The sequence below is a fragment of the Kribbella turkmenica genome (assembly GCF_004348725.1).
Lineage (GTDB): Bacteria > Actinomycetota > Actinomycetes > Propionibacteriales > Kribbellaceae > Kribbella > Kribbella turkmenica.
In genome coordinates this window covers 1-15348 of sequence record NZ_SMKR01000056.1, presented here as the reverse complement: position 1 = coordinate 15348, position 15348 = coordinate 1, and the positions used below count along the sequence as shown (strand labels likewise).

Below are 15348 nucleotides of genomic sequence, written 5' to 3'. Positions count from 1 at the left end.
CCCGTGGCACTTCCCGCCCGCCTGGCGTCGGTCCTCAGCGATCCGCCCAGGGCCTACTCACCCGCGCTCATCTGGTGGTGGAGCGGCGAACCGCTCGATCCGGCCCGGCTGCGCTGGCAGTTGGAACGCTTCGCCGAAGGGGGCGTGTACCAACTCGTCGTCCTGAACCTGGCGCCGGCGGGGTCGGACCATGGATGCGACGCGGACGATCCGCCGTTCTTCTCCGAGCGGTGGTGGGAGATCTTTCTCGGGGTCTGTGACGACGCGGCCGCGCTCGGGATCTCGCTGTGGTTCTACGACCAGTTGGGGTTCTCGGGAGCGGACATCCAGGCTCGGTTGGTGGCTCGTCAGCCGGCCTTTGCGGGCCGGCGGTTGCAGCGGCAGACGGTGAGCGGGACCGGTCGGCTGTCGGTGCGGTGCCCTGCGGGCGGCCGGGTGATCTCCGCGGCCGTCGAGCCTGTGGCTGAGGTGGTCATGGATGGTGCCGGAGCGTCGTGCGAAGCAACCGTGCCGTCGGAGCTGTCGTTGTTCTACGAGACGGACCACGGTTTCGACTACCTGAGCCCTGCCGCCTGTACGGCGTTGCTCGACCAGGTGCACGGCGAGTTCGAACGCCGGCTGGGCGACCGGCTCGGCGCGGTCGTCGTCGGGTCGTTCCAGGATGAGCTGCCGTCGGTGCCCACCTGGTCGGCCGACTTCGCCGAGCGATTCGAAGCGCGGTACGGGTACGACCTCCGCGACCGGCTCTCGGCGTTGTGGGACACCGGGGTACCGGATGGGGCTCGGGTACGCCGGAACTATCACGCGCTGCGGGCGTCGCTGGCGGAGGAGGCGTTCTTCCGCCCGTTGCACGCGTGGCACGAGAAGCACGGACTGATCGTCGGCTGTGACCAGCAGGACCCGGCGCGGGCCGGCCTGCCGGTCGACGGCGTCGAGTTGTACGCCGACTACGCCCGGACCCACCGATGGTTCAGTGCACCGGGATCGGACCATCACGGGGATGCACGGATCCACTCGTCGCTGGCGCACCTCTACGGCCGTCCGCGAACCTGGATCGAGGCGTTCCACTCCACCGGGTGGGGTGGGACGTTGGAGGAGACGTTCGACTGGCTCCTGCCGTGGCTGCGGACCGGGGCGACGTTGTACAACCCGCATGCCGTGTACTACACGACCCGGGCCGGCTGGTGGGAGTGGGCGCCGCCGTCGACCGACTGGCGGCAGCCGTACTGGCGCCATCACAAGTACTTCGCCGATGCGGTCACGCGGTTGTGCGCGTCGTTGTCGCTGGGACGGCACGTGTGCGAGGTCGCCGTACTGTTCCCGAATGCGACGGCGCAGGCAGATCTGACGCTTCTGGGCCCTGGTCCGGAGGGTTCGCGGGCTCAGGAGGTCTACCGGGAGTTGGTCGGGGACGCCACCTGGTTCGCTCCGGTGCCGGGGGTGCTGGACCGGGCGCGGATCGACGCGGACGTGATCGACGACGACTCGCTGGCGGCGGCGTCGGTGGTGGCCGGGCCCCGGTTGTCGGTCGCCTCGGAGTCGTACGCGGCCATAGTGCTGCCTGCGGCAACGGCACTCGAGAGCGCGGTGGCGTCGCGGCTGGCGGACTTCATCGCTGCCGGTGGGGTGGTCGTGGCGGTTGGCGTTGCACCCGTGGGACTCCCGGGTGCGGTCGTGGTCGATTCGTCGTCGGCGGTTCCGGCGGCGTTGGCTGGTGTCGAGCGGCGGGTCGAGGCGGACGTACCGGTGCTGACGCGGGAGGTCGACGACGCGCTGGTCGTGTTCGTCACGCCGACCGAGTGGAGCGCGACTGTCATCGACGGTGAGCCGGTCGGGCGGGGGATCAGTCACGAGTGGGCCCGGGTGGGGTACTCGTTCGATCCGTCGCGATACCGGGACGAGGTGCGGTTGCGGGTCCGGGACGCGCCCGGTCCGCCGGTACTGGTCTCGCCGTTCGACGGGTCGGAGAAGCCGCTGGCCTTCGAGGACGGCGAGGTCGTCGTTCCGTTCGACCACGGTCCGGCCGCGCTGGTGGTGTTTGCCCAGGGCAACGAAAATGTGAACGAGCTCGCTGAGCGCCGTCAGATCGTCGACAATCTGACCGGTGACTGGGACGTCGAACTGATCCCGACGCTGGACAACACCTGGGGCGACTTCGCCTGGCCTGCGGCCGATCCCGGTGCGGACGTCGTGGTCGAGCGGTGGGCGCTCGAGCATCGCGTCGACGGGTCGGACGCGTGGCGCCCGGCGCATGCGACGTTCGGGCCGCACGGGCTGATCGACGGTGAGGTCTTCGAGTACTCCGACTCCCGGGGCATCCGCAAGGATCACATTCACCAGCACGCCCTCGGCCCGAAGGGACACGTGCCGGAGGACTTCCTGGACTTCGGCTCGGTCGGCGCCGGCCAGACGGTGACGTTCACGGCCGCCTTCTCGCTCGAGACCGCCTTGTCCAGCACGGTGGTCGTGGGTGCGCCGGCGGCCAAGGAGTTGCTGATCGACGGTGAGTCTCTGCCGATCGCCGATGACGGCGGGTACTTCGGATCGGTTCCGGTGACGCTCGCCGCAGGCACGCACCACCTCGAACTGCGGTTGACCCCGTCGGAGCGGCTGGAGCTCCGGGCGAACGTCGCGTTCGTCCGCGACCTGGCGTCGTACCGCCGGCCGGAATGGATCGCGGTCGCCTCAGCGGGCTCGGGGACCGCGATCCGCTACACGACGACCGTCGTACCCGGGGATCAGGCCGAGCTCACGCTGACCGCGTGGGGGTCGGCCCGGCTGTACGTGAACAACGTCGAGGTGGGTCGGCAGGGCGGCTTCATGCCGTACGAGCGCTCGACGCCACGGGTACGCCGGTACGACGCGGCCGCCGCGCTGCGACCCGATGTCGAGAACACGATCGTGGTGGAGGTGACGCGGCCGACGCCGATCCTGGTCGACGGCCTGGTGATCTCCGACCACGACTGGAAAGCCACGGTCGACGGCGCCACTGTCCCGACGTTCAGGCGACGCCCGTGGCACCGCGCGATGGCCGACCTCTATCTGACCCGCCGCCCGCATCCACTCCCGGCCGCGGCCTGGCTCGACGGCACCGACACCACCGTGGTCGAGTCGGTCACGTTCGCCGTCCCCCGGCCGGCACCCGAGCGCATCGAACACCTCCGCTTCGACCTGCCCCCAGGCACAACGCACCTGGAGCTCGCCCTGACCGCCGAGGCCGTCCTCACCGTCGACGGCCAACAACTCGCCATTGGCTCAGGCATGCTGACCGCCGACGTACCCGCCGGCGCCAGGACCGGCTACCTCACCGTGATGACCACGCCCGGCCACGAAGTCGGCGCCGCGCTCACCGACCCGATCCGAGCCACCGTCGGCCCCGGCCGCATCCCGCTGGGCGACTGGGAAACGCTGGGCCTGTCCGAGTACTCCGGTGGCGTCCGCTACATCCGGCGACTTCACCTCCCGGCCGCCGACCACCGTCTCCTCGACCTGGGCAGAGTCCGAGGCACCGCCGAAGTCCTCGTCGACGGCACCTCCATCGGCACCCGCTTCTGCTCTCCCTACACCTACGACCTGTCCGCCCTCGCCGCCGGTGACCACCACCTGACCGTAGAAGTCTTCAACACCGCCGCCCCCCACCTGGACGCCACCAGCCCCACCCACTTCGTCTTCCCAGGCCAGAAAACCTCAGGCCTCCTCGGCCCGGTGACCCTGGAGGCGTCAGGTGGTCAGTAGACCTCGATGCGGTCGAGGCTGATGACTGTGCTGGAGGAGGCGGGGTTCTTGTCGCCGGTGACCCGGATCTTGAGGGTGTGGGTGCCGGCGGGGAGGGCCGGGCTGACGTACATCAGCTGCTCGCCGACGCGGATGGAACTGTAGTAGTCGATGCGTTGTTCGGGGCCGCCGTCGATGGAGATGGCGGCGATGCCGTTGCCGCGGTCGGCAACGCTGAGCAGGGCGACCTTCGTGCCGGTGAACCGGATGGTGGCCGAGGCGTCGCGTTCGCCGCTCCAGTGGTCGTTTCCCCAGAAGCACTGGTTGCCGCAGCCCGATCCCGAGCTCCAGTTGCCGCTGTACGAGACCGCGGTGTCGAAGTCGTTGATCCAGTAGTTCGACGACCCGGGGTCACCCGACGGCAGCGCCTGCGTGGCGCCGGCCGCCAACGGGCGACCCAGGTTCGGCGTGCCGTCGGCGTTCCAGCCGATCTTCTGCACGCGGCTGGTGCGGAAGGAGTAGGTGTAGGTGCTGGTGTTCTTGCCGTGGTACGCGATCCAGTCCTCAGTGCCGTCGGGGGACTTGAAGAACGAGTGGTGGCCGGGTCCCCAGACGCCGGTCGCGTCGTTGCGCCAGAAGATCGGGCCGGGGTGCTGCACCCAGTTCGACGCGACCATCGGGTCGGCGCCGTTCGTGATGCTCTTCATCCACAACTGGTAGTCCGGCTTGCCGGTGTCGCACGACGAGTAGGTCAGGAACACCCGGTTGCCGCGGTAGAGCGGTGTCGGTCCCTCGCGGACCTCGGTGCAGCCGCCGTCGGCCGGGATCGCGACCCGCCCACCGGTGACGGTCCACGGGTTGCTCATCCGGGCGATGTACAGCTGCGCCGGGCCGCCCTGACCACGGCCTGGCCCGGTCCAGACGAAGTACTGCTGCCCGTTGACGGTGATCGGCTCACCGTCGATGCCGTACTCGCCGAAGTCCGCGATCTTCGCCTTGAAGTGGTACGGACCGAGCGGGTCGGACCCCTCGGACTCGATCACGTACATCCGGTGGTTCGCGTCCACGCCGTCGGAGGCGGTGTAGTAGATGTACCAACGCCCGCCGGTCTGGCGGAACGCCGGTGCCCACATCTGCGTGTTGCGGCTCGGATCCGAGTCCCGCCAGACCACCTGTTCCGGCTGGACCAGCAGCGTCGCCAGACTCGGCGACGACCAGATCCCGATCCGGTCACCGCGGGTGGTGGCGACGTAGTACCGGCCGTTGTGGAACATCAGCGACGGGTCGGCCGACGGGTTCACCGGGTTCCGGAAGTTCTGGGACGCCACCACGTTCTCCTGTGGTTCGACGGCGGGTGCGGTGCCGGCGAGAACGCCGGTCAGCAGCAGGGCGAGCAGTACGCGAAGGGCGGGGCGGAAGTACCTCATGGCAGGACCTCTCGAGCCGGAGGGGCGGACCGGTCTCATCGTTTGTACTGCGTCTTTGCCATCGTTGTAAACCCCTCGCACCAGGTCGAGTGCGCTCGCCCCGGCCTGCGCCCAGCTCGCCGCCCCGGTCGAAACCGCCGCCGCCCGGCGCAGCGAGTCAGCGCCGGATCCGGCCGGCCGGCAGCGAGGCGGCGTTCACACTCAGAAATCGGTTGCGTAAAGCAAGCATCGAGTCGGTGAGGCAGTCCACCCGGGGCCCGATCAGCTCCGCGGCCAGCAGCGGCGTCCGGCCGTGGAGCTCGTGGTCGCGCAGACTGTCGCCGACCAGGTCGAGAAGCTCCAGGTTGACCCGAAGCGTCAGTCGCTGCAGCGCGATCCGATGCGCGGCGACGCCCTTCAGTCCGCGGAGCAGCCGCTCGCCGACGATCACGTCCGCCCACGCGTCCGCGAGCTGACCGGAGAGTTCGAGATACCCGGCGACCGCGCCGACCAGGTCGTCCCGGAAGCGTTGCAACCACAACGGCCCGGCCACCGGCCCGCAGCGGAAGACCGCCGGAATGGTGCCGTCGGCCACGATCGTGCGCAGCACCACCAGGTTCTCCCGCAGCCTGCCGTCGAAGAGATCGAGGTCGTAGGTCACCAGCAGCCCGAGTTGCCGCAGGCTGTGGACGACGACCACCAGCTCCCGGAGTCGCGCCGCGTCACCCGCGATCCCGTCCAGCTCGAGCCGGACGAGGTACAGGCCGCTGTCCCGCAGGTCCCGGAACACGTCCGCATCGACGTCCCGCGGTGCACACGAAGTGCTCCACAGGACGTGGCCGAGCAGGCCCGCCTCGCCGAGCCGCGTGACCACGTTCGCGCCGAACGGTTTGCCCGGGCGGCCGGCGTCACAGTGCAGTGTGAGCAGCGTGGCGCCGTGCAGCCCCTCACTGAGGCGTCGCGGCACCACAGTGTCCGGATCAGTCTCCATGGTTCCCCCCACCGACCCCGGTCGTCCGCTCTCAAGGTCCGCCCGCCGGCCCCGGATGTCAAGGCACTCGCCGTCTTGACTCGCTGCCTGGACCGCGCGACCGGCATCATGGGGCGATGCTCGGGGAATCGGAGGGCACGAAAGGCGACGCCACGATCGAGCAGATCGGCCGCCGCCGGACGTTCACCAGGACACTCCAACTCGCTGTCGTGCTCGCCGTGGTCCAGTGGCCGATGCGCGACGCCGTCCACGACGCGGCCGGTTCGCCCCTCGGCTGCGAGGTGCCCGGCCGGTTGTCGTTGCTGGTCGACGCGACCTTCGTCATGGCGTACGTCTACGCGGCGTACCGGGCCTACAAGTACGTCAAGTTCCTCGGTCGCCAGTCGTGGCAGCGGATCGCCGCGATCGGGTCGTGGGTGGTGTTCGTTGCCGCGGTGCTCGATGTCGTCGAGGACGTCCGGCTGTGGAACGACTTCGGGACGGGCGCCTGCGCCGATCTGTCGACCGGCTGGCTGACCTGGCTGCTACGCGCCACCGGCCTGGCCGGCGCGGTCGTCGTCGGGGTCGCCTACCTCGCGTCCAGCCGGTTCGGTCAGCGGATGCTGTACGGCGTCCGCCTCGATCCGCCGGCGACGTTCCGGCGGATCAGGGACGACGGCCGGGACAACGGCAGGCTCGTGATCGCCTGCTCCGGTGGCGGGATCCGGTCCGCGTCGTTCTGCCTCGGCGCCCTGCAACTCCTGCGGGAGAAGGGCTTGTACGACAAGGCATCGACCGTGATCGGCGTCAGCGGCGGCGGTTACATGGCCGCCGCCTTCCACATCCTGCGGCGGACGAGCGCGGACCCGTTCTCGCCGGGGTCGCCCGAGCTCGCACGGTTGCGCCGGCAGACCCGGTACCTGCTGCAGGGTGGCCGGGCGATGTTCCGGGCCGCTTTGTCGGTGCTGTTCGGGCTGGTCGTCAACCTCCTGCTGATCGGGATCACGCTGCGCGCGATCGCCTGGGTGCTCGGCTGGTTCCTCGCCGACCAAGGCGTGATCACCCGCGGGTACACCGACATCCGCGTGGACTGGCGGCCGAACGACTCCTGGTCGTTCCTCGTGCTGTCGCTGTTCCTGCTGGCGTTGAGTGCGGCGATGTTCGTGCTGGAGAAGGTGTGGGACCGCTGGGCCCGGATGCCCGACGTGGCCCGGATGGTGCTGGCGACGATCGGCACCTTCTCGCTGCGGTTCGGCGTACCGGTCGCCGTCGCGCTGCTCGGCGTACCGGGCGGCCTCTATCTGCTGAACCAACTGCCGGGTCAGGCCACCGACCAACCGAGCCTTCCGTCCGCGCTGCAGGCGCTCGTCGACCCGGCCAAGCAGGGGCTCGCGTCGTTCAGTGCGCTGGTGGTCGTGCTGATCGGGCTCGGCAAGTCGGTCTGGAACGGGCTCGCGATCGAGGGCAAGGAGGCGGCTGGGATGAGGGCCCGGCTGCTCTCGTTCGCCCGGACCAAGCTCGCGCCCTGGCTGGCCAGCGCGATCATCGTGATCGCGGCGGTCGTCGTACTGCTGCGCTGGACGGGCGGCTACGCGACCGATCCGTTGTACCAGGAGGACTGGAACGTCGCGCTGATCCTGGCCGCCATCGCGGTGGCCATCAAGGTGCTGACCGACGCGAACCGGACGTCGTTGCACTCGTTCTACCGGGAGCGGCTGTCGCGCGCGTTCCTGGTGACGCGGAAGGACAACGGCGCTGCCGTCGCGCTCGACTACCACCTGCGGCTGCGGTACTCGGACTGGGCGAAGCCGGTGGACGGCGGACCGCAGCTCGTCATCGCCGGCGTCGCGAACGTGTCCGACGCGGACTTCGTGCCGATCCAGCGCGACTGCGTGCCGTTCGTCTTCGACGCCCAGCAGATCGGGATCGTCGGCGACCGCTCGCTGCCCGACGGCGGCCGGCGGGTGACCGACGACTACGAGCGCGAGGCCGACATGCTGAAACGTGAGGTGACCGTGCCGGCCGCGATGGCGATCAGCGGTGCCGCGTTCAGCCCGCTCACCGGACGGGTGAACGCCCGGACCAGGCCGGTCCGGCTGCTGCTCGCCGTACTGAACGCCCGGCTCGGTGTCTGGCTGCCGAACCCGTACTGGAACAACCGCCCCGAGCCGGCCTTCCCCGAGGTCACCGGTGCCTTCGCGAAGGTACGCCGGTACGTCGGCAGCGTGATCGACAAGCCCGGGCCGTACCGGCTGCTGCTGGAGGGGATCGGTCAGCCGTCGATGTACGACCGGCGGATCTACGTCACCGACGGCGGCCACTACGACAACCTCGGCCTGGTCGAGGCACTCCGCCGGGAGCCGGCCCAGGTGATCGTGATCGACGCGTCGAACGACGCCGAGGACCGGTTCACCGCGCTGGCCGAGGCGATCGCGACCGCCCGGATGGACCACGGCATCCAGATCGACATCGACCCGTCGCCGATGATCCGCGGGTCCAAGCCGCGGGCCGACCGGGCCTGGGCGTACGGCATCGCCACCCACCCGTTGAAGGAGGGTGAGGAGAAGGCGTACAAGACCGAGATCTTCTTCGTGAAGGCGGTGCTGGCCGGCCACCTCGGCTGGGACATCGAGCAGTACGCCGTCGCCAACCCCGACTTCCCGCGCCGCACCACCGGCGACCAGTTCTACGACGAGTGGGACTTCGAGGCCTACCGCTCCCTCGGCTACACCCTGGCCCAGTCCCTCACCGAACACCACCGAGTGAAAGCCCGCCTGGAGGACTTGTAGCAACTGTCGCCGCCGGCAACGGACTTGCCGTGCGTAGGCAACTGAAACGCCGTCGACGGGGCATGCGGATGCATGTGCAGTCCGGCTGGTGAGCGGATGGTTGCCTACCGGGCGGGGCGGTGGTGTGATTGGTGGCCGTGTGCCGGGAAAACTTTACGAAACCTTAGCCGTGACCTTCGGTGCACCAGATCGTTGATCTGTCAGACAGTTCTCGATCAGCGGATCGATGAGGCAGAGATTGCTGGGGAATCTGGCGAAAGGACCCGCCCGTGCATCGATTCAACCCACCACCTGAGTGGCCCGAGCCGCCCAGCGACACCTGGCGTCCGCCGCCGGGCTGGGAGCCCGACCCCGACTGGCCGGACGCGCCGGCGGGCTGGGGTTTCTGGGTCACTCGCCACGGCCGTCCGGCCAGTGGGCCGATCGGCGCCTACGGTGCCGTCGACGCCGGCCGGATGGAGTTCGCCGCCGTCGACCCGGCCCTGGTGCTCATGCACTCCTGACCAGCCGACTCTCGACTGTCCCGCCGGTGCAGGCGCAACCGGCCGGGCCGCCCGGCTCCCGCACGCTTCCCAGCTGTGGGAGCCGTGTCATGTCCGGGTCCGGCCGCGGATCGGCATGTCTCTTACCGTCTTCTAGTGTTACGTTATCAACGCAGATAACACTGGAAGGGGAGCGGTGGCGTGGGCTGGATCGGCGTAGACCTCGGCACGCAGAGCGTCCGTGCCGTCCTCGTCGACGCCGGCGGCACCGTGCTGGCCCGGGCCACCCGGCCGCTCGTCAGCCATCGTGACGGTCCGCGCCACGAGCAGGATCCGCAGAGCTGGCTGGACGCGGTCGACGCCGTTCTGGCGGACATCGCCGGACCAGCCGTCGAGGGTGTCTCGATCTGCTCCACCTCCGGCACCTTCCTGCTGACCGACGAGCGGGGACGCCCGGTCACCTCGGCACTGATGTACGACGACGCCCGTGCGGCCGACCAGCGTGACCACATCGTGGACGCCGACCCGGATCGCTGGTCGACCGCGATGCAGCCCACCTGGGCGCTGCCCAAGCTCCGCTCGCTGAAGCCGACGGAACGGCACCGGATCGTGCACAGCGCCGACTTCGTCGCCGCGCACCTCGTCGGCCACCCGGTCGCGACCGACACCAGCCACGCCCTCAAGACCGGCTACGACCTCGTCGCCGGCGCTTGGCCGCAGGCCGCGTTCGACCAGCTCGGCCTGCCGGCGAGCCTCTTCCCGGACGTCGTCCTCCCCGGAGCCGAGCTCGGCCGCACCCCCGAGGGTGTCCCGGTTCGAGCCGGGATGACCGACGGCTGCGCCGCCCAGATCGCCGCCGGCGCGCTCGCCCCGGGTTCCTGGAACTCCGTCCTCGGTACGACGCTCGTCGTCAAAGGCGTGAGTGTCGACCTCCTCGACGACCCCACCGGCGCGGTCTACAGCCACCGGCATCCCGACGGCGGCTGGCTTCCCGGCGGCGCGTCGAGCACCGGCGCCGGCGTACTCACCGAACTGTTGCCCGGTGCCGATCTGGACGCGCTGGACAAGGCGGCCGGGCCGGTCGACGCCGTCATCTACCCGCTGACCAAGCCCGGTGAGCGGTTCCCGTTCGTGGCGCCGCAGGCCGAGCGTTTCACCCTCGGCAACCCGGGCGGTGACTTGGGGACATACGTCGCGGTACTACAAGGTGTGGCCTTCATCGAGCGACTCGCCTTCGAGCACCTGGTCAGCCTCGGCGCCGACCCGGTCCGATCCGTGTCGCTCACCGGCGGTGCGGTCCGCAGCGGCTACTGGAACCAGCTCCGCGCCGACGTCCTCGGCGTACCTGTCGAGCTGCCGGCCGCTCCGGACCCGGCGTACGGCATGGCCGTGCTGGCGGCGTCGGCCGGCGGTTCGCTCACCGCAACGGCGCGCCGGATGGTGCGCACCGAGCGCGTCCTCGAACCGCGACCGCACACTCTCGACGAGTTGTACGGCGAGTTCGTGGCCGAGCTGGATCGCCGGGGGTACCGCGGATGAGGACGACGATCGTGCTCGCCCGGCACGGCCGGACCGAGTGGCACCACGGCAACCGCTACACCGGCTCGACGGACCTGCCGATCGACGAGGTCGGCGTTCAGCAGGCGCAGCAATTGGAGCAGTGGGCCGCCGGGGACGCGCCCGACGCGTTGTGGTGCTCGCCGATGCTGCGAGCCCGGCAGACGATCGCGCCGGCCGCGGCCGCGGTCGGTCTGGAGCCGACGCTCGACGCGCGGCTGCGCGAGGTGGACTTCGGTTCGGCCGAGGGCAAGATGCTCAGCGAGCTTCCGCCGGCGGTCGCCAAGGCCTTCCAGGTGGACCCGGTGCGCGACCACTTCCCGGGAGGTGAGAATCCGGCCGAGGCGGCCGATCGGGTGCACGAGGTCTTCACCGAGATCGGCCGGTCGCACCAGGGACAGAAAGTGCTCGTGGTCGCGCACAACACCCTCATCCGGCTGCTCACCTGCCGGGTGCTCGGACTACGCCTGAACGACTACCGCAGACTGCTACCGGCTCTCGGTCCCGCGGCGTTGGTGCGTTTCCGCCTGCAGGACGGCACAGTGGGTCTCGAGGCGTACAACGTTCCCGCAGTCCGAATGGAGACCCTGGCATGACATCCGACGTCGACGGTGACACCACCGAACTGAGTCGTCCCGCCCGCCGGCAGGCCGAGATCGCGGCCTACGTCGTCGAGCACGGCTCGGTCTCGGCCAACGATCTGGTCGAGGCGTTCGGGGTGAGCGTGATGACGGTGCACCGCGACCTGGACGAGCTCGAGCGGCAGGGCGTGGTGCGCAAGTACCGCGGCGGCGTCAGCGCGCAGCCGACCAGCGTGTTCGAGAGCAACGTCGCGTACCGGCTGAACACCGCGCAGACCGAGAAGGCCGCGCTGGCCCGGCACGCCCGCGCGATGATCGAGCCCGGGATGTCGGTGATGCTCGACGACTCCACCAGCGCGCTCGCTCTGGTCGACCTGTTCGAGGGCATCATGCCGTTGACCGTGGCAACGAACTTCCTGCCGGCCATCACCAAGCTGACCGCGCTGCGGGACATCACCCTGCTCGCGCTCGGCGGAATCTATTCCGCGACCCACGACTCGTTCGGCGGGATGCCGTGTGCGGAGGCCGTCGAGGCGCTGCATACCGACCTGCTGTTCTGCTCGGTGTCCGCGGTGTCGCCGGCGCACGCCTACCACCAGGAGGAGGAGATCGTCCTGGTGAAGCGGGCGATGCTGCGGTCGGCGAAGACCAAGGTCCTGCTCGTCGACCACGCCAAACTGCAGCGGACGGCGCTCCACCGGCTCGCGCCGCTGACCGACTTCGACGTCGTCGTGGTCGACGAGAAGACCCCGGACGACCTGATCCAGCCGCTGCGCGACCACGGCGCGACCGTGGAGGTCGCCAAACTATGAATGCTCCAGTCCAGGTGCCCTTCGGCCCTTGCGGGGCCCGAAGGACACCTGAGCTGGAGCATTGGAGGGGGACCGCATGGACGTCGGAGTAGACGTCGGGACCACTGTGACCAAGGCGGTCGCGTTCGACGACGCGGGCCGGCCGATCGCCGAGGCGTCCCGGCCGACCAGGCTGGTCCGGCCCGGGACCGGCCGGTTCGAGCACGAGACCGCCGAGATCATTGCCTCGGTCAACGAGGTGGTCGGTGAGCTGGCCGGCGCGGTGAGCGACCGGCCCGGCGTCCTGGCGATCACCGCCCAGGGGGACGGCCTCTGGCTGCTCGATCCGGACGGTACGGCGGTCCGCCCGGCGATCTCCTGGCTGGACGCCCGCAGCAGCACGATCCTGGAGCGCTGGACCACCGACGGTGTCGCCGAACGCGTGTTCCGCCGATCCGGCAACCGGATGTTCCCCGGCGCGTCCGGTCCGTTGCTGGCCGCCGTACTCACGGAGGAGCCGGATGTGATCGCTCGGGCGGGCACGGCGGCGTACTGCAAGGACGTGGTGATGCAGGCGCTCACCGGCGTCCGGGCGACGGACGTGTCGGATGCGTCCGCGCCGTTCCTCGATCCGCGGACGAACCGGTACGACGACGAGGCGCTGAAGGCGACCGGCCTCTCGGAGCTCAAGCACCTGCTGGCTCCGGTCGAACCCACCGGCCCGGTCGGGGAGCTTCGCGACGACTCGACCGGAATGGCCCGTGGCACCAGGGTCTCCGCCGGCCCGTACGACCTCCCGGCCGCAGCTGCCGGCGCCGGCGTCGAAGAAGCGGGCGACGCCCTCCTGACCGTCGGTACGACGCTCGCGTGCCAGGTCGTCACCCGGGAGCTGCCCGTGGACGGTGAGCCGGCGGGCCTGTTCCTCGGCACGTGGACGCCGGGTGTCTGGCTGCGGGCGATGCCCGCGATGGTCGGCACGGCCGCGCTGGACCGAGTCCTCGCGCTGGTCGGCGTCGGCACGGATCAGTTGCCGTCGTTGCTCGCGGAGAGTCCGGTCGGCGCGCAGGGTGTGACTGTTCTTCCCTACTTGTCCGAAGCCGGTGAGCGCGCGCCGTTCGTCGACACCCGGGCCCGCGGAACCATCGACGGGATCTCGCTGTCGACCACCACGGCCGACCTGGTCCGCGCGACCTGTGAAGGGATCGCGTACGCCGCTCGCCACTGTCTCGAGGCGGCCGGCTGGTCCGGCCGCGTCACGGTCTGCGGCGGTGGTGCGCGCAGTACGGAGTGGACGCAGATTCTCGCGGACGTGCTGAACGCGCCGCTGCACACGGCCGAGGCCGAGCAGGTCGCCGCTCGCGGTGCGGTGATCTGCGCGCGGCGCGCGGCCGACCCGGACGGTGCCGGGCCGGAGTGGATCGCGGAGACACGTCGGGTCGATCCGGATCCGGCGCGCGCCGCCTTCTACGCCGAGGGCTACGACCACTACCTGCGCCGGATCGAGGCAGCGCGCCCACGCTGGTCCGACCCAGCGCCCACCTTTCCATCAGGAGTTCGATGAGAACCGTCAAGACATTGCTCGCCGGTGACCACTTTGTGCGCAACGAACTGCTCGCCACGGCTTTGTCCGCCCTCGACGAGGTCAGCTTCGACTTCCGCGAAGTCTCGCTGCCGTGGCCGCTGACGCCGTACGGGCGGGTGGCCGAGGTGGACGAGGCGAGCGACGCCGAGGACCAGTTGATCGAGGCGCTGCCCGGGATCGAGATCGCGGTCACCCAGATGGGGCCGTTCACCGAGCGCGTGCTGGACGCGGCGCCCGACCTGAAGTTGCTGGTCGTCTGCCGCGGTGGCCCGGTGAACGTGAACGTGCCCGCGGCGATCAAGCGTGGCGTCGTCGTCGCGTCGACCCCGGGACGGAACGCCGTCGCCGCCGCCGAACACGCGGTCGCGCTGATGATGGGTGCCCTGCGCAACCTTCCCCGGCTGCAGCGCACGCTGGAGCAGGGGGAGTGGCGCAGCGACCTCTACGCGTACGACGAGTGCGGCCTGGAGTTGGACGGGTCGACGGTCGGCCTCGTCGGGTACGGCGCGATCGGGCAACGCGTCGCCCGGGTGATGCTCGCCTTCGGCGCCGAGGTGCTGGTCGCGGATCCGTTCGTCGACGAGGCCACCGACGGGATCGAGCTGGTCGCGCTGGACGACCTGCTGCGGCGGTCGGACGTGGTCAGCCTGCACGCCCGGCTGACCGACCAGACCCGCGGCATGATCGGCGCCGACCAGATCGCGCTGATGCGACGTGGCGCCGTACTGGTGAACACCGCTCGCGGTGGGCTGCTCGACTACGACGCGACCGTGGACGCGCTGGAGTCCGGTCAGCTCGGTGCGGCCGCGTTCGACGTGTTCCCGTCCGAGCCGGTCCCGGCCGGTGCACGGTTGCTGACGGCCCCCAACGTGGTGATGACGCCGCACCTGGCCGGCGCGACCAGGCAGACCGCCCTGCGGGCCGGCTCGATCGCCGCCGAGGCGGTCGCCGCGTATTTGGCCGGAAAGGACCCGGTCGGCCTGGTCTCGGCGTGAACCTGCAACTGTTCCCCCCGGCACCTGGACCGAACTGCTGATACTCCAGCTGCAGAACCTCGTGCTCGCCCTGGACGAGTTGGACGGTGTCACCGGTGTCCGGCTGCGTACTGATGACGACGACTGACCACCACTGGCGTTGACCGGATCGTTGTGAACTTCGTGGGAAAATCACATAGATTCTCTATACGTCACCATGCGACGGTGATAATTTCACGGGCGTGCTCAACACCCCGCCCCTTGCCGAGCTGCACGACCTGGCCTGCCGGGCGCTGCCCGCCGTACGGGATGTGCGGCGCGGCGGCTCGGGCGCACTCGACCTCTGCTCGGTCGCCGACGGTACGCCGGACGCGTACTACGAGCACGTGATCCAGCCGTGGGACATCGCCGCCGGCGCCCTGATCGCCCGTCAGGCCGGCGCCCAGGTCGTCAGTGGACCGGCCCTACCCGACGGCGTACTGGCGGCCGCACCCTCCCTCGC

The 15348-nt window shown here is 70.1% G+C and carries 11 protein-coding genes; 9 read left to right on the top strand and 2 right to left on the bottom strand.

Annotated elements, in window-relative coordinates; all coding sequences use genetic code 11:
* Positions 1-3: 3 nt before the first annotated feature.
* Positions 4-3735, top strand: coding sequence for a hypothetical protein (locus E1218_RS14985; protein WP_132320447.1), 3732 nt, complete (start codon positions 4-6; stop codon positions 3733-3735).
* Here E1218_RS14985 and E1218_RS14980 read toward each other — a convergent pair.
* Positions 3729-5141, bottom strand: a complete 1413-nt coding sequence (locus E1218_RS14980) for a family 43 glycosylhydrolase (RefSeq protein ID WP_202866025.1) — start codon at positions 5139-5141, stop codon at positions 3729-3731. The two genes, E1218_RS14985 and E1218_RS14980, sit on opposite strands and share 7 nt — an antisense overlap.
* Positions 5142-5298: 157 nt before the next feature.
* Positions 5299-6111 carry a hypothetical protein gene (locus tag E1218_RS14975; protein WP_132320443.1) on the bottom strand — a complete coding sequence of 271 codons (813 nt, stop codon included), beginning with the start codon at positions 6109-6111 and terminating at the stop codon, positions 5299-5301.
* A 116-nt stretch (positions 6112-6227) separates the two neighbouring features.
* Between E1218_RS14975 and E1218_RS14970 the strand changes: the two genes are divergently transcribed.
* The 8 genes from E1218_RS14970 to E1218_RS14935 form a co-directional block, all read left to right on the top strand.
* Complete coding sequence (locus E1218_RS14970; protein ID WP_132320441.1) at positions 6228-8879, top strand: patatin-like phospholipase domain-containing protein; 2652 nt, start codon at positions 6228-6230, stop codon at positions 8877-8879.
* Between the two features lie 269 nt (positions 8880-9148).
* Complete coding sequence (locus tag E1218_RS14965) at positions 9149-9382, top strand: hypothetical protein (RefSeq protein ID WP_132320439.1); 234 nt, start codon at positions 9149-9151, stop codon at positions 9380-9382.
* Between the two features lie 180 nt (positions 9383-9562).
* Positions 9563-10900: an FGGY-family carbohydrate kinase gene (locus tag E1218_RS14960; RefSeq protein ID WP_132320437.1), complete on the top strand. Its 1338-nt coding sequence runs from the start codon at positions 9563-9565 to the stop codon at positions 10898-10900.
* Positions 10897-11514 carry a histidine phosphatase family protein gene (locus E1218_RS14955; RefSeq protein ID WP_132320435.1) on the top strand — a complete coding sequence of 206 codons (618 nt, stop codon included), beginning with the start codon at positions 10897-10899 and terminating at the stop codon, positions 11512-11514. Before E1218_RS14960 ends, E1218_RS14955 begins: the two co-directional genes overlap by 4 nt.
* A complete protein-coding gene (locus E1218_RS14950; RefSeq protein ID WP_132320433.1) occupies positions 11511-12311 on the top strand; it encodes a DeoR/GlpR family DNA-binding transcription regulator in 801 nt (266 codons plus the stop codon). The genes E1218_RS14955 and E1218_RS14950 overlap by 4 nt, the downstream gene beginning before the upstream one ends.
* Positions 12312-12387: 76 nt before the next feature.
* Positions 12388-13851 carry an FGGY family carbohydrate kinase gene (locus E1218_RS14945; protein WP_132320431.1) on the top strand — a complete coding sequence of 488 codons (1464 nt, stop codon included), beginning with the start codon at positions 12388-12390 and terminating at the stop codon, positions 13849-13851.
* Positions 13848-14867: a 2-hydroxyacid dehydrogenase gene (locus E1218_RS14940; RefSeq protein ID WP_132320429.1), complete on the top strand. Its 1020-nt coding sequence runs from the start codon at positions 13848-13850 to the stop codon at positions 14865-14867. The genes E1218_RS14945 and E1218_RS14940 overlap by 4 nt, the downstream gene beginning before the upstream one ends.
* A gap of 221 nt (positions 14868-15088) precedes the next feature.
* Positions 15089-15348: inositol monophosphatase family protein (locus E1218_RS14935; RefSeq protein WP_325052840.1), on the top strand; the 260-nt coding region annotated here is incomplete at its 3' end.

Excerpts from the sequence above, each read along its gene's own strand:
- E1218_RS14945 (WP_132320431.1), top strand. The coding sequence starts at position 12,388 with ATGGACGTCGGAGTAGACGTCGGGACCACTGTGACCAAGGCGGTCGCG.
- E1218_RS14950 (WP_132320433.1), top strand. The coding sequence starts at position 11,511 with ATGACATCCGACGTCGACGGTGACACCACCGAACTGAGTCGTCCCGCC.
- E1218_RS14980 (WP_202866025.1), bottom strand. The coding sequence starts at position 5,141 with ATGAGGTACTTCCGCCCCGCCCTTCGCGTACTGCTCGCCCTGCTGCTG.
- E1218_RS14970 (WP_132320441.1), top strand. The coding sequence starts at position 6,228 with ATGCTCGGGGAATCGGAGGGCACGAAAGGCGACGCCACGATCGAGCAG.
- E1218_RS14975 (WP_132320443.1), bottom strand. The coding sequence starts at position 6,111 with ATGGAGACTGATCCGGACACTGTGGTGCCGCGACGCCTCAGTGAGGGG.
- E1218_RS14940 (WP_132320429.1), top strand. The coding sequence starts at position 13,848 with ATGAGAACCGTCAAGACATTGCTCGCCGGTGACCACTTTGTGCGCAAC.
- E1218_RS14955 (WP_132320435.1), top strand. The coding sequence starts at position 10,897 with ATGAGGACGACGATCGTGCTCGCCCGGCACGGCCGGACCGAGTGGCAC.